18 protein-coding genes and 1 pseudogene are annotated in these 20,943 nt (G+C 73.1%); 8 read left to right on the top strand and 11 right to left on the bottom strand.

Annotation, left to right across the window (positions count from 1 at the left end):
* Positions 1-62 precede the first annotated feature (62 nt).
* The 4 genes from ACFY0F_RS34440 to ACFY0F_RS34425 form a co-directional block, all read right to left on the bottom strand.
* On the bottom strand, positions 63-1,190 hold the full coding sequence (locus ACFY0F_RS34440; RefSeq protein WP_388803371.1) for an SIS domain-containing protein: 1,128 nt from the start codon (positions 1,188-1,190) through the stop codon (positions 63-65).
* Positions 1,191-1,243: 53 nt separating this feature from the next.
* Positions 1,244-1,414, bottom strand: coding sequence for a Trm112 family protein (locus tag ACFY0F_RS34435; RefSeq protein WP_020940431.1), 171 nt, complete (start codon positions 1,412-1,414; stop codon positions 1,244-1,246).
* 328 nt (positions 1,415-1,742) lie between these two features.
* A complete protein-coding gene (locus ACFY0F_RS34430; protein WP_388803368.1) occupies positions 1,743-3,107 on the bottom strand; it encodes a phosphomannomutase/phosphoglucomutase in 1,365 nt (454 codons plus the stop codon).
* 114 nt (positions 3,108-3,221) lie between these two features.
* Entirely contained in the window at positions 3,222-3,644 is a 423-nt protein-coding gene (locus ACFY0F_RS34425) for a DUF3499 domain-containing protein (RefSeq protein ID WP_388803365.1), read from the bottom strand.
* 342 nt (positions 3,645-3,986) lie between these two features.
* Here ACFY0F_RS34425 and ACFY0F_RS34420 point away from each other — a divergent pair, with 342 nt between their 5' ends.
* A complete protein-coding gene (locus tag ACFY0F_RS34420) occupies positions 3,987-4,439 on the top strand; it encodes a metallopeptidase family protein (RefSeq protein ID WP_388803418.1) in 453 nt (150 codons plus the stop codon).
* Positions 4,440-4,475: 36 nt separating this feature from the next.
* Here the strand turns inward: ACFY0F_RS34420 and ACFY0F_RS34415 are convergent, their stop codons facing one another.
* From ACFY0F_RS34415 to ACFY0F_RS34405, 3 genes are all read right to left on the bottom strand, one after another.
* The gene (locus ACFY0F_RS34415) at positions 4,476-6,020 is read right to left on the bottom strand and encodes a DUF5719 family protein (protein WP_388803363.1); all 1,545 of its coding nucleotides are present in this window, start codon (positions 6,018-6,020) and stop codon (positions 4,476-4,478) included.
* Positions 6,017-9,679, bottom strand: coding sequence for a glycosyltransferase (locus ACFY0F_RS34410; protein ID WP_388803360.1), 3,663 nt, complete (start codon positions 9,677-9,679; stop codon positions 6,017-6,019). The genes ACFY0F_RS34415 and ACFY0F_RS34410 overlap by 4 nt, the downstream gene beginning before the upstream one ends.
* Positions 9,680-9,912: 233 nt before the next feature.
* Positions 9,913-10,176 (bottom strand): WhiB family transcriptional regulator, encoded by a 264-nt coding sequence (locus ACFY0F_RS34405; RefSeq protein ID WP_003975777.1) that lies wholly within the window; start codon positions 10,174-10,176, stop codon positions 9,913-9,915.
* 608 nt (positions 10,177-10,784) lie between these two features.
* Here ACFY0F_RS34405 and ACFY0F_RS34400 point away from each other — a divergent pair.
* From ACFY0F_RS34400 to ACFY0F_RS34380, 5 genes are all read left to right on the top strand, one after another.
* Positions 10,785-11,291 carry a cysteine dioxygenase gene (locus ACFY0F_RS34400; RefSeq protein ID WP_388803357.1) on the top strand — a complete coding sequence of 169 codons (507 nt, stop codon included), beginning with the start codon at positions 10,785-10,787 and terminating at the stop codon, positions 11,289-11,291.
* Between the two features lie 33 nt (positions 11,292-11,324).
* Positions 11,325-12,284 (top strand): 2-phospho-L-lactate transferase, encoded by a 960-nt coding sequence (cofD, locus tag ACFY0F_RS34395; RefSeq protein WP_388803354.1) that lies wholly within the window; start codon positions 11,325-11,327, stop codon positions 12,282-12,284.
* On the top strand, positions 12,281-13,591 hold the full coding sequence (locus ACFY0F_RS34390; protein WP_388803351.1) for a coenzyme F420-0:L-glutamate ligase: 1,311 nt from the start codon (positions 12,281-12,283) through the stop codon (positions 13,589-13,591). Before cofD ends, ACFY0F_RS34390 begins: the two co-directional genes overlap by 4 nt.
* An 89-nt stretch (positions 13,592-13,680) precedes the next feature.
* Positions 13,681-14,103, top strand: a complete 423-nt coding sequence (locus ACFY0F_RS34385) for a MarR family winged helix-turn-helix transcriptional regulator (protein WP_388803348.1) — start codon at positions 13,681-13,683, stop codon at positions 14,101-14,103.
* 127 nt (positions 14,104-14,230) lie between these two features.
* Entirely contained in the window at positions 14,231-15,241 is a 1,011-nt protein-coding gene (locus ACFY0F_RS34380) for a DNA-3-methyladenine glycosylase family protein (protein ID WP_388803345.1), read from the top strand.
* Positions 15,242-15,244: 3 nt separating this feature from the next.
* On the opposite strand, the gene ACFY0F_RS34375 is transcribed toward ACFY0F_RS34380, so the two are convergent.
* The 4 genes and pseudogenes from ACFY0F_RS34375 to ACFY0F_RS34360 form a co-directional block, all read right to left on the bottom strand.
* Positions 15,245-15,553 (bottom strand): DUF1772 domain-containing protein, encoded by a 309-nt coding sequence (locus tag ACFY0F_RS34375; protein ID WP_388803342.1) that lies wholly within the window; start codon positions 15,551-15,553, stop codon positions 15,245-15,247.
* Positions 15,554-15,576: 23 nt separating this feature from the next.
* A pseudogene (locus ACFY0F_RS34370) lies at positions 15,577-15,981 on the bottom strand (SDR family oxidoreductase); the annotation flags it as partial.
* Positions 15,982-16,088: 107 nt separating this feature from the next.
* A complete protein-coding gene (locus ACFY0F_RS34365; RefSeq protein WP_388803339.1) occupies positions 16,089-17,171 on the bottom strand; it encodes a sugar phosphate nucleotidyltransferase in 1,083 nt (360 codons plus the stop codon).
* 174 nt (positions 17,172-17,345) lie between these two features.
* On the bottom strand, positions 17,346-18,731 hold the full coding sequence (locus tag ACFY0F_RS34360) for a peptidoglycan recognition protein (protein ID WP_388803336.1): 1,386 nt from the start codon (positions 18,729-18,731) through the stop codon (positions 17,346-17,348).
* 129 nt (positions 18,732-18,860) lie between these two features.
* On the opposite strand from ACFY0F_RS34360, the gene ACFY0F_RS34355 reads away from it, so the two are divergent.
* Together ACFY0F_RS34355 and ACFY0F_RS34350 are read left to right on the top strand one after the other, a co-directional pair.
* Positions 18,861-19,616 (top strand): TIGR03089 family protein, encoded by a 756-nt coding sequence (locus tag ACFY0F_RS34355; RefSeq protein ID WP_388803334.1) that lies wholly within the window; start codon positions 18,861-18,863, stop codon positions 19,614-19,616.
* Positions 19,617-19,730: 114 nt separating this feature from the next.
* On the top strand, positions 19,731-20,939 hold the full coding sequence (locus tag ACFY0F_RS34350) for an LCP family protein (RefSeq protein ID WP_388803331.1): 1,209 nt from the start codon (positions 19,731-19,733) through the stop codon (positions 20,937-20,939).
* Positions 20,940-20,943 lie beyond the last annotated feature (4 nt).

Here is a 20,943-nt window from a genome sequence, read left to right as displayed (position 1 = left end):
ATGTGCGCGGCCGGTGCCGGTGCTGGTGCCGGGCGCGGGTCAGGCGGCCCGTTGGAGCAAGGTCAGGCGCCCGAAGCGAGCGCCAGGTAAACGGCGGCGAAATCCGTGACGGCGATCAGTTCCGCGAGCGTCTCCAGTTCGGCACCCTCCTCCGGCTCCAGCTCGCTGATCGGCGTGTCGTGGCTGAGGGCCAGGTCACGGGCGGCGGGCGCGGCGGTGAGGCCACCGATCGGGCGGTCGCGGAGCAGCACCACGCGCGCGTGCAGCGCGGGCGGCTCCTCCACCCGGTCCCGGAAGAAGTCGTCCGGGTCGGCGCTGGCGGCGAGGGGCCCGGCCAGCAGGGCGTTGTGCGCGGCGAGGGCCTCGGGGAGTTCGGCGACCAGGGCCGGGCGGCCGGACAGTTCGGCGAGCGCGGCGGCGAAGCGACGGCCCGCGGGTCCTGCCGAGGTGCCCTCGGTCCAGATCACGGGGAGTGCGTCGGCGAGTTCGGCGGCCAGGGTTTTCGCCGGGTTGCTGTACGTCGCGATGGCCGGTCCGCAGCGTTCGGCGACCTGGTCGAGGCGGTCGGCGATCTTCTCCAGGGCGTCGGGCGGGGCGGTGAGCAGTCCGATGCGGTCCAGCAGCGCGAGCAGCGGGGTGAGCAGCGCCCACAGAACGCCCGGGGAGGACGCGGCGAGCGGCTCGCCCTGGTCGTAGGGGGCCGTCGCCATCGGTACGAACAGCCCGTGGGCGCCGGCGACTGCCTCGGCGAGCGGAGTGCGGGCGGGCGCGACGGCGACGACCGTGCAGCCGCGGCGGTAGGCCTGTTCGGCGAGCAGGGACAAACTCGGTTCGGTGCCGTCCGGGGTGGCGATCAGCAGCAGGTCCACGGAACCCGCCCAGCCGGGGAGTTCCCAGCGCAGTGCGCCGGCCGCCGGGGCGACGCCGGTCGGGGCCAGGCGGATGACCGGGCTGCCGGGGCCGGCGAGCGTGCCGAGGAGGTCGGAGGCGTGGGTGGGGGCGGCACCCGGACCGGCGATCAGGACGGACCTGGGCCGCCCGTCCGGCTTGAGGTCGCGGATGCCCGCCTCGGTGGAGTGCCGGGCGGCGGTGCGGACCCGGGCGCCGGCCTCCGCGGCGCCGCGCAGCAGGCCCCTGCGGTCGGCGTCGGCGAGTCCCGCCGGGGAGTCGAGCAGCGATTCGTCGAGCATGGGCGGCAGCCTCCGGTCACGGGGTCCTGTTCAGGGGCGGGGACACCGCGGAATCACGCGGGGCGGCGGGCCTCGTCGACGAGGAGGACCGGGATGCCGTCGCGGACGGGGTACGCGAGGCCGCAGTCCTGACCGGTGCAGATCAGCTCGGCGTCCTGCTCCTTGAGGGGGGCGTGGCAGGCCGGGCAGGCGAGGATCTCCAGGAGGCCGGCTTCGAGCGGCATGGGGGTTCCCTTCGGGGCGGATGGTGCTTGTGCGGATGTGCCTGGTCAGCGTACCGCCGGTGGGGGCGGGGCGGCGGCTCTCGGGCCCATGCCCGGGAGCCGCACGACTCGGTCGGCTGAAAGGCGAGTTGTCGACTGCGGTCGGAGCGGTCGACTGCGGCCGGAGCGGTCGGCTACCGCCCGGGCTTGTCGGCTACGGGCGGAGGCACCGGCCGCGCCGCAGTGGCCGGAAGCCGACGGAGCCCTTCGGCCGCAGCCGTCAGCCGCGACCCGTAGCCGTCAGCCGTCAGCCGTCAGTCGTAGCCGCGGCCGGCCGCAGCCCGAGTCGTCAGCCCCGGATGATGGCGAGCACCTCGTCCCGGACCTTGGACATCATCGCCTCGTCACGTGCCTCCGCGTTCAGGCGGAGGAGCGGCTCCGTGTTGGAGGGGCGGACGTTGAACCACCAGTCGGTGGAGGCGACGGTGAGGCCGTCGAGCTCGTCCAGGGTCAGGTCGTCGCGGCCCTCGTACGCGGCGCGGACGGCGGCGAGGCGGGCCTTCTGGTCCGCGACGGTGGAGTTGATCTCGCCGGAGCCGACGTAGCGGTCGTACTGGGAGACGAGGGCGGACAGGGGGCCCTCCTGGCCGCCGAGGGCCGCGAGGACGTGCAGGGCCGCCAGCATGCCGGTGTCGGCGTTCCAGAAGTCCTTGAAGTAGTAGTGGGCGGAGTGCTCGCCGCCGAAGATGGCTCCCTTGTCGGCCATCTCGGCCTTGATGAAGGAGTGGCCGACACGGGTGCGGACCGGTGTGCCGCCGTTCTCCCGCACCACTTCGGCGACCGACCAGGACGTGATCAGGTTGTGGATGACCGAGCCCTTGCCGCCGTTCCGGGCGAGCTCCCGCGCGGCCACCAGGGCGGTGATCGCCGACGGGGACACGGGGTCGCCCTGCTCGTCGATCACGAAACAGCGGTCGGCGTCCCCGTCGAAGGCGATGCCGATGTCGGCGCCCTCTTCGCGCACCCGCTTCTGCAGGTCCACCAGGTTGGCGGGGTCGAGCGGGTTCGCCTCGTGGTTGGGGAAGGTCCCGTCGAGTTCGAAGTACATCGGGACGAGGGTGAGGGGAAGGCCGGTGAACACGGTGGGGACCGTGTGCCCGCCCATGCCGTTGCCCGCGTCGACGACGACCTTCAGGGGGCGGATGGAGGACAGGTCGACGAGGGAGCGCAGGTGCGCCGCGTAGTCCTCCAGCGTGTCGCGCGAGGTGACGGCTCCCGGCGTCGCGACCGGCTCGGGGGCGCCGGATTCCAGCCACCGCTCGGCCAGCTCGCGGATCTCGGCGAGGCCGGTGTCCTGGCCGATCGGGGCGGCGCCCGCGCGGCACATCTTGATGCCGTTGTACTGGGCGGGGTTGTGCGAGGCCGTGAACATCGCGCCCGGCAGGTCCAGCGCGCCCGAGGCGTAGTAGAGCTGGTCCGTCGAGCACAGCCCGATCTCGGTGACGTCGACGCCGTGTGCCGCGGCCCCCCGCGCGAAGGCGCGGGACAGCCCGGGCGAGGACGGGCGCATGTCGTGGCCCACGACGATCGCGTCCGCGCCGGTCACCCGGGCGAAGGCGATACCGAAGAGCTCGGCCAGCGACTCGTCCCACTGCTCCGGGACCACACCGCGTACGTCGTACGCCTTCACGATCTGCGACAGATCAGCAGCCACGGCCCAACCTTCCTCAATGTCCTGTGGATGGGCCCAAACTACCCGCCCGGGAGGCAGGCCCGCGCAGGATACCGGGCCGGCCGCACACCGTCAGGGACAGAGGGGTGAGCGGCGTCAGTTGTCCGGGGAGCGCAGGACGCGCAGATGGCCGCGGCGGGCGACCTCCATCGGGTCCGCGGCGCGGACCCCGCCGCCTGCCTGGGCCGCCCGTTCCTGGGGGCGGGCCGCCTCGCGCACGGCGTTGGCGAGCGCCTCCAGGTCGTCTCCCGTGGGCCGGGCCGGCGCGGAGCCGTCGAGGAGGCGTACGACCTCCCAGCCGCGCGGGGCGGTGAGGCGCTCGGAGTGCTCGGCGCACAGGTCGTAGCAGTGGGGTTCGGCGTAGGTGGCGAGCGGGCCGAGGACTGCGGTCGAGTCGGCGTAGACGTACGTCAGCGTCGCGACGGCGGGTCGGCCGCAGGCGGTGCGCGAACAGCGACGTACAGGGCTCACGACGTTGGACGGTACCGCACTCTTGAGCGGGCCGCGACGACTCTCCATGGGCTCACTCCACCGTGTCGTAGTGTGAAACGCCACATCCGGCTTTTCGATGACGTCCTCCTGACCTGCGCGGACGGCACTGTCCGAGATCCCGCACCGTCCTGCGGGCGGTCATGACTCGGTACAAACACCGTCAATTGCCTTGAGTTCGACGGTCTTGTAGAGATACGGAAACGAGCCCAACCTTGGCTGGAATGGTCATCTGCCGACAGGGCGCAGACCATGACCGGACAAGGGACCGGACAAGGGACCCGACAGGGAACCGGGCGGTGACCGGGCAGGGCACCGGTCGGCGCGTGGGGCCGGGCGGGCGGACGGCGCGGGGACTACCCTTCACCAGTGATGGACAACCGTGTACCGCCCCGTGCCGCCGGCCCCGGGCCTCGTCGCCGTGATCGCCACGGGCGGGGCATGCGCGGGCCGATCGCGCCGCCGCAAGTTCCGCTGGCGGCCAGCCGTGCCGATGTCTTCGCGGACCTTGTGCAGGACTCCGTGGAGCGCCTCGAGCGGCGATGGCCCCAACTGGCGGAGATCGACTTCATGGTGCTCGAGGTGCCGCGGCTGGACGGGCGGCCCGGTGAGGGCTGGAGCGACGAAGCGGTGCCGCTGGGCGGGATCGTTCCCGCGCGGGACGGGCGGCGGGCGCGGGTCGTCGTCTACCGGCGGCCCGTCGAGATCCGCACCAAGGGGCGGGACGAACGGGCCGCGCTGGTGCACGAGATCGTGGTGGAGCAGGTGGCGGAGTTGCTCGGGTTGACTCCCGAGACGGTCGATCCGCGATACGGGGAGGACTGAGCGGGGCCCGCCCCTTGACCGAGCCCCCGCGCGCCCCTACTTCTGCAGTACCGCCAGGTCCTGGTCGGCCTTGGGTACCGACACCATGCCCCGGTCGTCCGGAAGTGTCTGGACGGTGAGGCCGGGGACGCCGTCCTCGGTGGCCGTGAGGGTGCGGGCGCCGTAGACGGGTCCGCCGGAGATCCGTTCCACGGTCAGCGCGTAGGTGCCCTTGAGGCCGCTCGGGACGGGCGCGGTGATGTCCTGGGTGGTGCCCGACTTGATCGTGTACGTCTTGGAGACCGCCGTGCCGCCCTCGCTGCCCGCCGAGGCGGTGACCTTGACCTGGGCGGTGGCCGTGGGGGCCGTCAGGGAGAGGGTGCTGCCCTTGCCGCTGTTGTCGGCGGAGGTCGCGCGTGCGCCGACGGGGCGGGGGGCGGGGATGAAGGCGGTTTCCTGCCTGGATCCCTTGCCGCTCACGACCCGCAGTGCGGCGACCACCGGCACGGACTGGTCGGTGGGGGTGAGCACGAGGGAACCGGCCTGGCCCCGGGTGATGTCGCCGAGGTCGACCGCCGTCGTGATGCCCGACTTCACGTGCAGCGTCTCGTTCCCGGCGGGGGTGATCAGACCGTCGGAGGAGGCGAGCCGCACCTTCAGGTCCGCGTCGGCGTCGCCGGGGGTGAAGGCGATCAGGCGGACGGACGTGGCGTCCTTGGGGATGCCGGGCAGGACCAGGCGGTCCGCCGGGTCGGTGGAGGCGGTCAGCCAGTCGCCGCCCAGTTTGTCGTCCAGGGCCTGCACGGCCGCCCCGACCCGTCCGCTGCGCACGCTGACATGGACGGTCAGGTCGTCCTGCTTCTCGCCGGTGAGCGTGGACAGCAGGATCGGCTCACTGGCGTGCGGCTGGACGGTGATGCCGTCCGCCACCGTGGACTTGAGGGCGCCGTCCTTGCCGAAGAGCGCTATGTCGACGACGGCGGCACTGTCGTCGGGGTTGGTGAGGTGCACGTAGTCGGTGCGGTCGGCGGCGGTGCTGGCCCCCGGGAACCAGAACTCCGTGTCCGGAGCGGAGCAGTTGATGCCCTGCAGCCCGCGCCCGGTGCCCGCGGCCACCTCGGTGGTCTCCTGGACGGTCCAGCCGGGCGCGAACTTCCCGTCGGCCGTGCCGACCAGCGCGGGCGCGTCCGCCCCCGAGGTGTCACCGGTGACCGGCGTGCCGGGATCCTTGGGTGTCAGGACGGGCTTGACGGGCTTCTGCTCGTTCTTGCCCTTCTCGTTCTTGTTCTTCTCGTTCTTGCCGCCCTTACCGGACGTCGAACCGCCCGTGTCGTCCGCCGACTGCTCGGTGGCCGCCTGCAGTTGGGCCTTGCCGCCGCTCGAAGCGCCCTTGGTGACCGGGGTGAACGACGTGTACGACGTGTCGGCGACGTCGGAGATGCTCGGCGCCGGGCACAGCAGGCTGGTGCGCTCCACGGGCAGCCGGGCCGCCGCCGTGGCGGTACCGGCACCGGACGCGTCCGGTGTGCTGACCACGGCGAACCCGGTTATGGCGGCGAGCGCTGCCGTGCCGGCGATCAGGGACAGGGTGGTGCGGTTCACTGCTGGCTCCCGTCGGGGCGCTCGCTGCCGGTGCCGTGGGGGTGGTGCTGCGTCGGGTCGTACGCCGCGTCGGGGTCGTACGCCGGGTCGTAGCCCTGCTGGTATGTCGGGTCGTAGTGCTCCTGACCGCCGGCGCCGCCCGTACCGCCGTACGCGTAGGGGTCGTACTGGCCGTTCTGGTACGGGTCGGCCTGGTACGCCTGCTGGTCGTACGCGCCCGGGTACTGCGCGGCGCCCTGGTAGTGGTCGGCGCCGTAAGTGCCGTACTCGGCGCCCGCGTAGGCGGTGGGTTCCCACTCGTCATAGGTCTGCTGGTGGGGTACCGCGACCGGCTCCTCGGGCGCCGGAGGGATGGCCTCCGGGTCTTCCGCGCCGGTCGCCTCGGCCTCTGCCTGGGCGCGCAGCCGACGGGCCCGGCGTCCCTCGCCCGCGGGGGCCTCGGCGGGGACGGGCTCCTCCTCGGGCAGGTCGTCGTCGACGTCGCGGCGGCGGCCGGGCAGCGCGAGGACGACCAGGACGACGGCGAGTGCGCCCTGGGCCCACAGCCAGGCGGTGTGGCCGATCGGGGTGTCGTAGGTGACGTCCAGCTTCCCGCCGGTGGAGGGGAGTTCGAAGCCCTGCGCCCAGCCGTCGACCGTGGTCCGGGTGAGGGGTTTGCCGTCCAGGCTGGCCGTCCATCCCTCGGCGGTGGAGTCGGCCAGGCGCAGGACGCGGCCGTCGGAACCGGACGGGATCGTGGTGTGGATCTCGACGGGGCCCGCGGCGACGGGCTGCGGGGTGCCGGAGCCGGAGGCGGACACGATGGCGGCGCGGGAGACTTCCTGGTCGATGCGCCACAGGGCGCTGCCGCCCTGCTGGCTGAGCCGGGTCAGGCCGGGTGTGGCGTCCAGTACGCGGCTGACCTCGTGGGGCGCGCCCCTGTGCACCAGGACGTAGCGGACGGCGAACTTGCCGAGCTGGGCGGCCTGGTCGGCGCCGGAGCCGGCGACGAGGTTGGCGACGACCTTGTCGAGCTCGCCGTTCTCGCCGTCGGCGGCGGCGAGTTCGGCGTCGCCCATGCGCGCGCCGGAGCCACGCACGAGGGAGTAGCGCACCTGGGCGGTGGAGTCGCTGTCGAGGACCAGGGTGCGGGCCTGGTCGCGGGTGCTGCTGTCCTCGGCGACGAACGCGGGCACCTGGACGGGATCGCGCCGCTCCACGGGGCCGTCGGCGCCGCCGATCACCCAGCCGGCCGCGACGAGCAGCGGCCCGGCGGCCGAGACGAAGGCGATCAGCGCGGCGACCGGCTGGCGCCAGCCGAAGCTCTGCTCGGCCACACGCGCGCGTGCCCCGTCGGCACCGAGCACGGCTGCGGCGAGGAGGGCCAGGCCGTAGACGAGCGTGGCGGGGCCCGCCCAGGCGGACCTGTTGGACAGGACCGCGAAGACGAGGCCCACCAGGGCGGCCGCCCAGGCCGTCCGGATTCCCGCTTGGCGCTCGGAGCGCAGCAGCGCGGCCAGCGCGGCCAGGACGACGCCGATGAGCATCAGCCCGTGCACCGTGCCGGGGCCGCCCGGGCTGGCGCCGAGCAGGTCGAGGGCGGAGGCGGCCGAGGAGCCGTACTCCAGTCCCGCCTCCTGGAAGAAGCCGAAGGGCAGCAGGGTCAGCGACCAGGGTGCGAGGACCAGCAGCGGGGTGCCGAGCTGGGCGAGGAAGCGCAGCCCGTAGGCGACGATCTCGCCGCGGCGCACGGCCAGCACACCGAGGCCGAGGACCAGCGCGATGGGCCACACGATCGGTGTGAACGCGGTGGTGATGGTCAGCAGCAGCGCGTACGCCCAGGTGGCACGCCAACTGCCGCGTGCTCCCGAGGAGTTGGCCAGACCGCTCGCGGCGATGCCCGCGCGGGCGATGAGCGGCAGCAGCACGGCGAGGACGGCGGTGCCGATGCGGCCGCCGGCGAGGGCGCCGGTGGCGGCGGGCAGGAAGGCGTAGACGACGGCCGCCCACGCGCGCAGCAGCCGGGAGGTGACGAGCGGGCGGGAGGCGAAGTACGCGGTGAACCCGGCGAGCGGCACCGAGAAGACCATCAGGACGGTGACGGCGAGGCCGGTCGAGCCGAGGAGCGTGCCGGCCAGCATCGCCACGACGGCGAGGTAGGGCGGCGCGGACGGGGTGCCGCCGGCGCCGACGGGGTGCCAGGCGTCCAGGTACCGCGACCACAGTTCACCGGCTCCGGCGGGGGCGGGCAGCAGGGCGCCGCCCGCGAGCGCGCCGCCGCCGAGCAGGTTGCGGCAGGCGGCGAACGAGACGAGCAGCAGCACCAGGAAGAGCACCGGGCCGGGCTTGCGGGCGATGCGTTTGAGGCGGGCGAACTGCTCGATCTCCAGGAAGTCGGCGTCGTCGCCGCCGGGTCCGGACTCCACGGCGCCGCCGTGCCGTCCGGCGGAGGACACCTCCGGGTCGGAGCCGCCGAAGAGGTTGCCCGCGACCTGTTCGACGGTGGCCCGCACCGTCGCTCCGGGCGGCGGGAACAGGGGCCGCAGTTCGCCCTTGTCCACCTGCGGGCGGCCGCGCCTGCGCCGTCCGGCGATGATGCGCTCGGGCCGCAGCAGGGTGCCGAGCAGGCCGCGGATCTCGTCGACGGCCTGTCCGGGGACCTTGCCGACGAGGTAGGCGACGGTTCTCAGGAGCGTGCCGAGCACGAGTCGCAGCAGCACCCAGGGCAGCGCCGCGGTGCGGGTGTTGACGAGCAGGGTGTAGACGGCGCCGGCCTTGTCGACCTTGTGCGGGGAGGCCGCGGTGCGGCCCAGGCAGTCGACGGTGCGGCGCTCCCGGGAGGCGGCCTCCGCGTGCCGTACGACGGCTTCCGGGGCGATGAGGACGCGGTGGCCGGCCGCGTGCGCCCGCCAGCACAGGTCCACGTCGTCGCGCATCAGGGGCAGCCGCTTGTCGAAGCCGCCGAGCTGCTCGAACACGTCGCGCCGGATCAGCATGCCGGCCGTGGACACCGACAGCACGGACCTGACGTGGTCGTGCTGTCCCTGGTCCTGTTCCCGGCGGTCCAGGCCGGTCCAGCGGCGGCCGGAGTTGGCGATGCTGACGCCGACCTCGAGCAGTTGGCGGCGGTCGTACCAGCCGCGCAGCTTGGGGCCGACGACGGCCACGTCCTCGCGGCCCAGCTCCAGTTCGTTGTCCACCACGCGCAGCAGCTGGGCGAGGGCGTCGGGTTCGGGGGCGCAGTCGTCGTGCAGCAGCCAGAGCCACTGGACGGGCTCGCCGTGCGGGAGTTCCGGCAGGTCGTAGGCGTCGTCGCGCCAGCTGCGGGTGACCGGGTCCCAGCCGCTGGGACGCTTGAGGTACGGCAGATCGTCCGGGGTGAGGACGGGCGCGGAGCGGGTCGCCTCCTCCACGGCCTGGCCGAAACCGGTGCGCCGGGCGAGGTGCAGCACGCGGTCGGCGCCGAGGGCCTCGGTGACCAGCTCGGCGGACGCGTCCGCGCTGCCGGTGTCGGCGGCGACGGCGCTTTGCACGGGCCGCTCCTGGCCGAGCAGCCCGGCGAGCACGTCGGGCAGCCAGCGGGCGCCGTCGTGGGAGACGAGCACCGCGGTGACGACATGACGCGGGAACTCAGGCGCAGCGGCGTCTTGATGGGCTGCCTGGTGGCTGTGCGCGGACATCGAGGTACGGGCCCCGGTTCGGTGGACTGCGGTGGACGCCCGCGCCCTGCGGGGGCGGCGAGGCGTCTCGGACGAGCGACCACACTATCGGCTGGGCAAGAGGGCGGCCCGCCGCCTGTGGACAACCCACGCGCGACGGGCCGTTCGCACCGTTTGCCGCCTTATGCACCCATGCCGGCCACGTGTGTGCCGACCACACCCCTGCCGTCGGACCCGGTCCGGACGGGCCGGGGTCAGACCGCGGCCTTCTTCAGCCGGCGCCGCTCGCGCTCGGACAGGCCGCCCCAGATACCGAATCTCTCGTCGTTGGCGAGGGCGTACTCGAGGCACTCGGAGCGCACCTCGCAGGCGAGGCAGACCTTCTTGGCCTCTCTGGTGGAGCCGCCCTTCTCGGGGAAGAAGGACTCGGGGTCGGTCTGGGCGCACAGCGCGCGCTCCTGCCAGCCGAGTTCCTCGTCCGCGTCGTCGACCAGCAGTTGCTGCACCAGCTCGGTCATGTGCGCCCCTCGTCTGTCTTCACGTCCCCGTGGTCGTGGCCGTTAGCGGTCCGGCTGAACGACACGAGTGAAATTACAAGTGTGCCGCTCCGGGGGAGTCAAGCCGAGATCTGCTATTGGGCCCGTTATTCACTCTGCGGAACCAAGGTCAAGCGGAAAGTGTTCAAATCGCCATAAACCTTGACGCGCAGAAGGGGCCCGGGAGGGCTTCCGACCCCGCACACAGACCTGTACGAAGAAGGAGGCCCAGGAGTTCGATCGCGTTCCGACGAGGCTCGTGCGCCCGGATGGACGCCATGTGTCCCGCCAACCCGATGAGCAAACCTTTCATCTAAGGAATGAACCGGATGCGGTGAAACATGTCCCACATACCGGGCGTCGAGTTGACAGGCATGGTGTGAACCGGTGTCCTTATGGGCATGCTCGCGCACTTGGCACTCGTCACGACCCGGCCCGCCGGGTCCCACGGGGCTGCCCGCGCGCGCTGTTGTCGCTGTCACAGCTGTTGAGCCTTTTCCACCGCTCCGGCTGTCGCCGAGTCCGTCCCGCGACTCGGCCGCGTTGCCCCTCCCTGGCCCCACTCTTCCGTTGAGGACCACCGCAACCCCATGAACAGCGACAACGACCTCCAGATCGCCGGCGACATCCTCGAAGTCCCGCACCTGCTCCAGGCACCGCGCGAGCACCCGGCCACCGTCGCCGAGTTCGTCGGCCTGGCCCGCGACATCGCCGCCGACCGCTCCCAGTGGGCGCACCTCGTCGAGTACGACGCGACGAGCCGCTGGTACCACCGGCTGCGCACCGGTCCGGGCTACGAGGTGTGGCTGCTGTCCTGGGTGCCGGGCCAGGGCACCGGCCTGCACGACCACGGCCGCTCCTCCGGTGTGCTGACCGTCCTGGAAGGCACGCTGACCGAGCGGACCGAACGGGGTACGCGCGCGCTGGCCGAGGGCAGCCAGCGGGTCTTCGCGCCGGGGTACGCGCACGAGGTCGTCAACGACGCGCTGGAGCCGGCGGTCAGCCTGCACGTGTACTACCCGGGCCTGACGGAGATGCCGATGCACGCGTCCCCGCACTGCGAGGCACGGACCGAGCCGCGTCCGGTGACTGCCTGACACGATGTCGTACCCGCCTGCGAGACTTCTCCCATGCGCATTGTGGTTCTGGCAGGCGGCATCGGCGGTGCCCGGTTCCTGCGCGGTCTGAAGCGGGCCGTGCCGGACGCGGACGTCACGGTCATCGGCAACACCGGCGACGACATCCACCTCTTCGGGCTGAAGGTCTGCCCGGACCTCGACACGGTGATGTACACGCTCGGCGGCGGCATCAACGAGGAGCAGGGCTGGGGGCGGACGGACGAGACGTTCCACCTCAAGGAGGAGCTCGCGGCGTACGGGGTCGGGCCCGAGTGGTTCGGGCTCGGCGACCGGGACTTCGCCACGCACATAGTGCGGACGCAGATGCTGGGCGCCGGGTATCCGCTCAGCGCGGTCACCGAGGCGCTGTGCGACCGCTGGAAGCCGGGGGTGCGGCTGATCCCGATGACCGACGACCGTGTGGAGACGCACGTGGCGGTCGAGGTGGACGGCGAGCGCAAGGCGGTCCATTTCCAGGAGTACTGGGTGCGGCTGCGGGCGTCGGTCCCGGCGCAGGCGGTCGTGCCGGTGGGCGCCGAGCAGTCCAAGCCGGCACCCGGGGTGCTGGAGGCCATCGCGGCCGCGGACGTCGTCCTCTTCCCGCCGTCCAACCCGGTCGTCTCCATCGGCACGATCCTCGCCGTGCCCGGCGTCAGGGAGGCGATCGCCGACGCCGGGGTGCCGGTGGTGGGCCTGTCCCCCATCGTCGGGGACGCGCCCGTGCGCGGGATGGCCGACAAGGTGCTCGCGGCGGTCGGCGTCGAGTCCACGGCCGCGGCGGTGGCCGAGCACTACGGCTCGGGGCTGCTGGACGGCTGGCTGGTGGACACGGTGGACGCGGGCACGGTCGAGCGGGTCGAGGCCGCCGGCATCCGCTGCCGGGCCGTGCCGCTGATGATGACCGACGTCGACGCCGCCGCGCGGATGGCCGGTGAGGCGCTGACGCTGGCGGAGGAGGTGCGGCAGGCATGAGCGACGCGTCTGCGGGCGGTTACCGCGTCTGGGCCGTCCCCGGCCTGCCCGAGGTCCGGCCCGGCGACGATCTCGCGAAGCTGATCGCCGGCGCCGGGCCCGGGCTGGCCGACGGGGACGTGCTGCTCGTCACCTCGAAGATCGTGTCGAAGGCGGAGGGCCGGGTCGTCGAGGCCGCCGACCGGGAGGCCGCGATCGACGCCGAGACCGTACGCGTGGTGGCGCGGCGCGGTGCGCTGCGGATCGTCGAGAACCGGCAGGGCCTGGTCATGGCGGCCGCCGGGGTCGACGCCTCCAACACACCGTCCGGCACGGTGCTCCTGCTGCCCGAGGACCCGGACGCGTCCGCGCGGGCCCTCAGGGACGGGCTGCGGGACGCGCTCGGCGTGAACGTCGGGGTGATCGTGACCGACACCTTCGGGCGGCCGTGGCGCGCGGGCCTCACGGACGTCGCGATCGGCGCCGCGGGCGTGCGCGTGCTGGACGACCTGCGCGGGGGCACGGACGCGTACGGCAATCCGCTCTCCGCCACCGTCGTCGCCACGGCGGACGAGCTGGCCGCCGCCGGTGATCTGGTCAAGGGCAAGGCCGCCGGGCTGCCCGTCGCCGTGGTGCGCGGACTGCCGCACACCGTGGCCGACGACCACGGCGAAGGGGCGCGTGCCATGGTGCGCGTCGCGCGTGACGACATGTTCCGGCTGGGCACCTCCGAGGCGGTCCGGGAAGCGGTGACCCAGCGGCGTACGGTACGGGCCTTCACGGACGAGCCGGTCGATCCCGGCGCTGTACGCAGGGCGGTCGCGGCGGCCGTGACGGCACCGGCGCCCCACCACACGACGCCGTGGCGGTTCGTGCTGCTGGAGTCGCAGTCCACGCGCACCCGGCTGCTGGACGCCATGCGGGATGCCTGGATCGCCGACCTGCGACGGGACGGCAGGACGGAGGAGTCCATCGCCAAGCGGGTGCGACGCGGCGACGTGCTGCGGGGCGCCCCCTACCTCGTCGTGCCCTGCCTCGTCATGGACGGCTCCCACACCTACGGGGACCCCCGACGGGACGGCGCCGAACGGGAGATGTTCGTCGTCGCCGCCGGGGCCGGCGTGCAGAACTTCCTGGTCGCCCTCGCCGGGGAGCGGCTGGGTTCGGCCTGGGTGTCCTCGACGATGTTCTGCCGGGACGTGGTGCGCGAGGTGCTGGACCTGCCGGAGAACTGGGACCCGATGGGGGCGGTCGCGGTCGGGCATCCGGCCGAGGAGCCGAGGCCGCGACCGGAGCGGGAGGCGGGGGCGTTCATCGAGGTGCGCTGACCGGCCCGCAGGGACCGGTCGGCAGAAGCGGAAGAGGGCGTGGTCGTCTGTCGGCTCAGGCGGTTTCAGGCCGTCGGAACGTGTCGGCGTTGCGCGCGGGACCTGCACGGCAGGACGTCGAAGGTGCTCCGGGCCCTGGCCGACGCGGCCTGCGACGCCACGGGCTGCACGTCGGGCAGAACCACCTGCTCGCCGTACTGTGGGAGCGGGACGGCAGCACGCCCGGCGAAGTCGCCGCCGCGCTGAACGTCACGACTCCCACCGTCGTCAAGATGGCCGAGCGGATGACCGCAGCCGGGCTGCTCACCCGTGGCCGCGACGACCGGGACAACCGCCTCGTCCGGCTTCTGCTCACCGACGCGGGGCGTGCGCTGCAGAAACCGGTCGAGGCGGAACGGCGGTCGATCGAGGAGAAGGTCACCGCGGATCTCACCGAGACCGAACGCGCATCCCTCTTGAACGCCCTGACGAAGGTCCACCAGGCGGCGAGCGAGCTGCTGAGCGAGCCGTGAGGGCGCCTTGCACTGCGCGACCGAACCGCCTGAACCCACAGAGTCCGGCTCACGTCCACCTCGAAGGACTTCACGAGCCGATCATTTAGTCTCGTAGCACAGCTCCGGCGCTCCAGGGATCTCGATCGTGGCAGGACGTTTCGCACCGCGCCCCACGCGCACCACCGTGCGCGGCGGGGATGTCCCCGCGCCCGCCGCGCCCGTCGGTATCCCCCGGCAGGCCGCCGGACCGGGGCGGGGGCGGACCTGGGTGCCGGACGGTCCGCTCGATCTCGGGCTGGTACTCGGCCCGCTCAGACGCGGTCCGGGGGACCCCACCTTCCACGCGGCGCCCGACGGGTCGGTGTGGCGGGCCAGCCGGACCCCCGCCGGGCCGGGGACGCTGCGGGTGTCCGCGCACGGCGGCGAGGTGCGCGGCCGCGCGTGGGGGCCGGGAGCCGAGTGGCTGCTGGAGCGGTTGCCGCAGTTGCTCGGTGCCGCCGACGATCCCTCCGCGTTCACGCCCCGGCACCGGGTGGTGGCGGCGGCCCGGCACCGGCGGCCGGGGCTCAGACTGACACGGACCGGGCTGGTGCTGGAGTCGTTGATCCCGTCGGTCCTGGAACAGAAGGTCACGACGGCCGAGGCGTACCGGGCGTGGCGGCTGCTGGTGCGGAAGTTCGGGGAGCCGGCGCCGGGGCCCGCGCCCGCGCGGATGCATGTGATGCCGGAACCGCGGGCCTGGGCGCTGATCCCGTCCTGGGAGTGGCACCGGGCCGGCGTCGACGACAAGCGGGCGTCGACCATCCTGCGGGCCGTACGGGTCGCCGCGCGGCTGGAGGAGGCGGTCGGGATGGAACCGGCTCCCGCCCAGGTGCGGTTGGAGCTCGTGCCGGGGATCGGCCCGTGGACGTCGGCCGAGACCGTGCAGCGCAGTCACGGGGCGGCGGACGCGGTCACGGTCGGCGATCTGCACCTGCCGGGGATCATCGGCTGGGCGCTGGCCGGGAACCGGCACGCCGACGACGCCACGATGCTGGAACTCCTGGAGCCGTACGCGGGGCAGCGGCACCGGGCGGCCAGGCTGATCCTGCTGAGCGGGCGGGTGCCACCGCGGCGCGCCCCGCGGATGCCCGTCGGCGACATAGGCCGACTGTGAGCGTCAGCCCTGCCGTACGGCCGCGGTGCCGGTCCGGCCGTACAGCCTCAGCGCCTGCGCCAGGCAGGCCACCGCGGCCGTGGTGAGCACCGTGCGCACGATGTTGGCCGTCGACCAGACCCCCTCGAACCTGTCGACGAGCGAGTGGTCCGCGGCCTTGGCCGGGTCGCCGAGAGCGGCGAGTTCGTTGTTCAGCGGAAGGTTCACCGAAACCGTGATCACGAGTACGGCCAGGTAGAGCACACCGGCAGCGGCGGCCCACGCGGCCGCGCCCTTGCACTTCTGCCGGTACGCGGCGACCGCGGCCCACACCGTGGCCACCAGCGCGCCGACGAGCTCTCGCTGAAGTTCTGGTTGAACCAGTTGGCCCGCACCACGGTCCAGTCCGCGCCCGAGTCCTTGAGCCGGTTCTCGCTGTTCACCGCGCCCTCCTCGCCGCGTCCGGAGAGCAGTACGAGTCGGCGCGCGCCTTTGCCGACGGCGAGCGCGGAAAGCGCACCCACCGCTTCGGCGGTTCCGGGGAAGGCGAGATCCGGGTGGTAGGTGACGTAGACGGCGGTGACTCCGTCGAGCGCCGGCTCCCAGCTGCCGGGCTCCTGCCAGTCGAACGGCGGCTCACCCGAACGGGAGCCGATGCGCACCGGCAGGCCCCGGGCGGTCAGCCGCTGCGCGACACGCCGCCCGGTCTTGCCGGTGCCGCCGGTGATCAGGGTCGTCTCGGTGCCGTGTGTCGGGGTCATGCGAACAGTCAACCGGCGCCTGGTGGGCGACGGCCATAGCCGCAACGCTCAGTCGCATAAGCAGGCGTCTACGCCCCTGCCCGCCCGTCCGCCGCCCCGGGCGCCGCCTACTGGTCCGACGAGAACCGCACCGCCCCCGCCGGGATCCGCGCGTCGCACCACACCCGGACCCCTTCGCGGAGTTCGTTGTCGGGGCCGACGACCGCGCCGTCGCCGATCACCGTGCCGGTGAGGACGGAGCGTTCGCCGACGCGGGCGCGGGCGCCGATGAGGGAGTCGGTGATGACGGCGCCGGGTTCGATGACGGCGCCGGGCAGGATGGTGCTGCCGGAGACCCGGGCGCCCTCGGCGACGAACGCGCCCTCCCCCACCACGGTGCCGCCGGTCAGCTTGGCGTCGGACGCCACCGTGGCGGTCGGCAGGATCAGGCGGTCGCCGCAGCGGCCGGGGACCGCCGGGGACGGCGCCCGCCCGAGGACCAGGTCGGCCGAGCCGCGGACGAAGGCGGCGGGCGTACCGAGGTCGAGCCAGTACGTGGAGTCCACCATGCCCTGCAGATGGGCGCCCGCCGCCAGCAGGTCCGGGAACGTCTCCCGTTCCACCGACACCGGCCGGCCCGCCGGGATCGTGTCGATGACCGAGCGGCGGAAGACGTACGCCCCGGCGTTGATCTGGTCGGTGACGATCTCCTCGGGGGTCTGCGGCTTCTCCAGGAAGGCGAGCACACGGCCGGTGTCGTCGGTGGGGACCAGACCGTAGGCACGGGGGTCGGTCACCTTGGTGAGGTGCAGGGACACGTCCGCGGACGTCTCCTCGTGGGTGCGCACCAGCGCCCTGATGTCCAGTCCGGTCAGGATGTCGCCGTTGAAGATCAGCACCGGCTCGTCGGGGCCGGAGTGCAGGCGCGCGGCGACGTTGCGGATGGCTCCGCCGGTGCCGAGGGGCTCCTCCTCGGTGACGTACTCGATGTGGAGGCCGAGCTCGGCGCCGTCGCCGAAGTACGGCTCGAAGACCTCGGCCAGGTAGCTCGTCGCGAGCACGATGTGCTCCACGCCCGCCGCCCTGGCCCGGGCCAGCTGGTGGGTGAGGAACGGGACCCCGGCCGCCGGGACCATGGGCTTGGGCGTGTGCACCGTGAGCGGGCGCAGCCGGGTGCCTTTGCCGCCGACCAGGAGGATCGCTTCTGTCACCTGTCGTCTCTGCTTCCTGCCGGGACCGGCCGAACTGTGTTTTCGGCCGGCCAGTGTATGCAGACCGCGGTAAGCAGACCGTGTGACGGCGCCTCGACGGCCGCACGATGTCCCGCGGCATCGGAAGCGGATCCCCCCGACCGGGCCCCCGGCGACGAGCGTCCTCTCCGTCCGTCAGCGCCCCTGGTAGCGCGCCGCGGTGGAACGGGCCGAGCCGAGCTTGGCGTAGAGCCGTTTGCCCGGGCAGTCGGTGGCGTATCCGTCCCGATGTCCGGAGATCACGTTGAGTCGTACGTTCTTCCCCTTCGGGTAGAGATTGCCACCGCCCGACTTCAGATACGTCTTTCCGCGGGGATTGCCCCCGTAGAGTCCGAGCTTCCAGGCGGTGAGCCCGGCGATGGCCTTGACCGCGGCGGAGGACGGCTGGCCCGAGCCGTAGGCGCCGATCACGGCGATGCCCATGCTGCTCTCGTTGAAGCCGAGGGTGTGCGCGCCGCGGACCGCCTTGGACACTCCCCCGGCGCGGCCCTCGTAGATGGTTCCGCACTTGTCGATGAGGAAGTTGTAGCCGATGTCGCGCCAGCCCATGCTGCGGACGTGGTAGCGGTAGATGCTGCGGATGACGGACGGTGCCTGGGAGCAGAGGTAGTTGTTCCCGGTGGCGGTGTGGTGGACGAACGCCGCCTTGACCTTCTGGGTGTAGACGAACCCCTTCTCGCGCAGCGATTCGTCCGCGCCCCAGCCGCGCCGGGTCACGATGCGCGGGCGCGGCCCGATGTACGGCTTGCTGCGCTGAGCCTCGGTCAGCTGGTCGCCGCGCAGGGCCAGTAGCTGCATCTCGGTGTCCGCCCTGCCGAGGGCGGGGATCTCGGTGGCGGCGAAGGGCGCGAGGTCGGTGTTGACCGCGGACGCGGCGGCCTCGGCCTCCGACAGGCCGGCGTTGCCCGGGGGGTCGGCCGCGGGCCCGCCGGGCGGCGGCTCGTCGCCGGGGGCGACGAGTTCCAGGCGCAGACCGGAGGGGAGCCGGGGGCGGGCGCCGCCGGCCCGGTCCTCGTCCGCCCGGACGCGTACGTCGACCCCGCCCGAGTCGCCCACCCACAGCGGTGCCGTGCCACCGCGCACCCGCCCCGAGGCGCGCTCCGTCGTGCCGGGGTCGGCGCCGTGGTCGGCGTTGTGCGCCTCGACGTCCTGCCAGCCGGACCATCTGCCGGTGCCGGCGGCGCGGGTGCGGACCTGGACACGGCCGTGGAGTTCGGTGCCGGGGTCGTCCCAGACGACGCCGAGGAGCGAGAAACGCCGTACCCGGTCGCGGCGCAGGCCCTGTTCGGGGGCCGCTCCACCGTCGCGGTCGCGGGTCAGGGGCAGCAGGGGCAGGGACTGGGTGTCGCCGGGGGCGGCCCGGTGGGCGGTGCGGGTGGCGGTGGCCGCGGCCCGCTGCGAGGTCGGTGCCGGTCTCGCCTCGGCGGCGGCTGCGGGCGTGGCCAGCGGCAGGGTGAGGGCGGCCGCGCACGTGACACCGACCGAGGAGACACCGATCGAGGAAGGGAGAAATCCGCGCATGCCCACGATCTTGGACATAGTCATATGAATCTGTCCATCTCGGAACTGACGGGTCGTCGGCTGACGTTCCGCCGAACCGGTGGCCCCGCCGCGCCGTCCCCGGCCGCGGCGCCGCGTACCCTTGCGCGGGTGAACGCCACCGACCGCACCCCCGCCGACCTGCTGGGATCCGCGCTCGCCGCCGATCCCGGACGACCCCTGGTGACCTTCTACGACGACGCCACGGGCGAACGCGTCGAACTGTCCGTGGCCACCTTCGCCAATTGGGTGGCCAAGACCGCCAACCTCCTCCAGGGCGACCTCGCCGCCGGGCCCGGCGACCGGGTCGCGCTGCTGCTGCCCGCCCACTGGCAGACGGCGGTGTGGCTGCTGGCCTGCTCGTCGGTGGGGGTGATCGCGGACGTGTCCGGCGACCCGGCGGCGGCCGACGTCGTCGTGAGCGGACCGGACGCGCTGGACGCGGCACGCGCATGCCGTGGCGAGCGGGTCGCGCTCGCGCTGCGGCCGCTCGGCGGGCGGTTCCCGCAGCCCCCGGAGGGCTTCGTCGACTACGCCGTGGAAGTGCCGAGTCAGGGTGACCGGTTCGCGCCGTTCTCGCCCGTCGACCCGGAGGAGCCGGCGCTGATCGTCGCCGGAGCGGAGCTGACGGGCGCGGAGGTGGTGGAGCGGGCGGTACGGGACGCCCCGTCGCTCGATCTGACGGGGCCCGGGTCCCGGCTGCTGTCCGGGCTGCCGTACGACACCTGGGAGGGGCTGAGCGCGGGGCTGTACGCGCCGCTGGCCGCCGGAGGCTCCGTGGTGCTGTGCCGGCACCTGGAGCGGCTGGACGGAGAGGCTCTGGCCAGGCGGATCGAGAGCGAACGGGTGACCGCCGCGCGCCACTGAGGCAGGCGCGACCGTCACCCGTTCGGAGTAGCAAGAGCCCCCTCCGGCCTCCCCCTCGCGTCATGGTCGTAAGAACCAGCAACGTGACGCTCGTACGCCGTGAGGGGGCCGGCCGTGACCGACAGCGCAGGCAGCCCCTCCGGACGGACCCGGCCTTCCGGAGCCTCCGCGAGTGCCGAGGGGCGGATACGCAGGCGCCGGCGGCGATGGGTGAAGGGGGCGGCCCTGGGGGCCGGGGTCCTTCTCCTGGCGGCGGCCGGGGGCGGATGGGCGGTGTACGCGAAGCTGAGCGCCAACATCACGGCCGACGACGCGGCCGCCGCCGAGCTCGCCCGGTACGAGCGGGAACGGCCCACGGCGCTGGTGCACGACGCGCAGAACATCCTGCTGATCGGGTCGGACACGCGCTCGGGGGACGGCAACGACGCCTACGGGCGGGATCTTGGCAGCGAGCGGTCCGACACCACGATCCTGCTCCACCTGGCCGCCGACCGGCGCAGCGCCACCGCCGTGTCGCTGCCGCGCGACCTGATGGTGGACATACCGAGCTGCCGGCGGGCGGACGGCAGCCGCAGCGAGCCGATGTTCGCGATGTTCAACCAGGCGTTCCAGGTGGGCGGCTCGGCGTGCACCATCCGGACCGTGGAGAAGCTGACCGACATCCGGATCGACCACCACGTCGTCGTCGACTTCAGCGGCTTCAAGGAGATGGTCGACGCCGTCGACGGCGTCGAGGTGTGCCTGAGCAGGCCCATCGACGACAAGGCAGCCAAGCTGCGTCTGCCCGCGGGCAGGGTCACACTCGACGGCGAGCAGGCACTCGGCTATGTGCGGGCCCGCAAGTCCCTCGGCGACGGCAGCGACACCGACCGGATGGGCCGTCAGCAGCGGTTCCTCGGGGCGCTGGTCAACAAGGTACGCAGTGACGACGTCCTGCTGAACCCGGTCAAGCTCTACCCGGTGCTGGACGCGGCCACCTCCTCGCTCACCACCGACCCGGGGCTGGCGAGCCTGGGCGGCCTCTACCAACTGGTGCGCGGCCTGCGGAACATTCCCACCGACCAGATGCGATTCATGACCGTTCCGAGGGAGTCGTACGTTTACAACTCCAATCGTGACCAGTTGGTGGAACCGGACGCCGAGCGACTCTTCGCGCGATTGCGCGCGGACCAGCCGGTCGCGGTGGCCCGGGAAGTCACACCGGATTCTCACGCGGGCGCCCGCGGTGACGACCTCCCTGACGACCCGTCCGACGACCGGAACGCCCCCTCCCCCACCCCGACCTTCCGCGGGAACACCGCAGCAGAGGACAGCTGTGAGTAAAGCG

The sequence above is a fragment of the Streptomyces sp. NPDC001544 genome (assembly GCF_042894285.1).
GTDB lineage: Bacteria > Actinomycetota > Actinomycetes > Streptomycetales > Streptomycetaceae > Streptomyces.
The sequence above is the reverse complement of the archived record's forward strand: the minus strand, read 5'-3'. Positions and strand labels throughout refer to the sequence as shown.

Coding starts and splice junctions, on each gene's coding strand:
- ACFY0F_RS34440 (WP_388803371.1), bottom strand. CDS start 1,190: ATGCTCGACGAATCGCTGCTCGACTCCCCGGCGGGACTCGCCGACGCC.
- ACFY0F_RS34435 (WP_020940431.1), bottom strand. CDS start 1,414: ATGCCGCTCGAAGCCGGCCTCCTGGAGATCCTCGCCTGCCCGGCCTGC.
- ACFY0F_RS34425 (WP_388803365.1), bottom strand. CDS start 3,644: ATGGAGAGTCGTCGCGGCCCGCTCAAGAGTGCGGTACCGTCCAACGTC.
- ACFY0F_RS34420 (WP_388803418.1), top strand. CDS start 3,987: ATGGACAACCGTGTACCGCCCCGTGCCGCCGGCCCCGGGCCTCGTCGC.
- ACFY0F_RS34410 (WP_388803360.1), bottom strand. CDS start 9,679: ATGTCCGCGCACAGCCACCAGGCAGCCCATCAAGACGCCGCTGCGCCT.
- ACFY0F_RS34405 (WP_003975777.1), bottom strand. CDS start 10,176: ATGACCGAGCTGGTGCAGCAACTGCTGGTCGACGACGCGGACGAGGAA.
- ACFY0F_RS34400 (WP_388803357.1), top strand. CDS start 10,785: ATGAACAGCGACAACGACCTCCAGATCGCCGGCGACATCCTCGAAGTC.
- cofD (WP_388803354.1), top strand. CDS start 11,325: ATGCGCATTGTGGTTCTGGCAGGCGGCATCGGCGGTGCCCGGTTCCTG.
- ACFY0F_RS34390 (WP_388803351.1), top strand. CDS start 12,281: ATGAGCGACGCGTCTGCGGGCGGTTACCGCGTCTGGGCCGTCCCCGGC.
- ACFY0F_RS34360 (WP_388803336.1), bottom strand. CDS start 18,731: ATGCGCGGATTTCTCCCTTCCTCGATCGGTGTCTCCTCGGTCGGTGTC.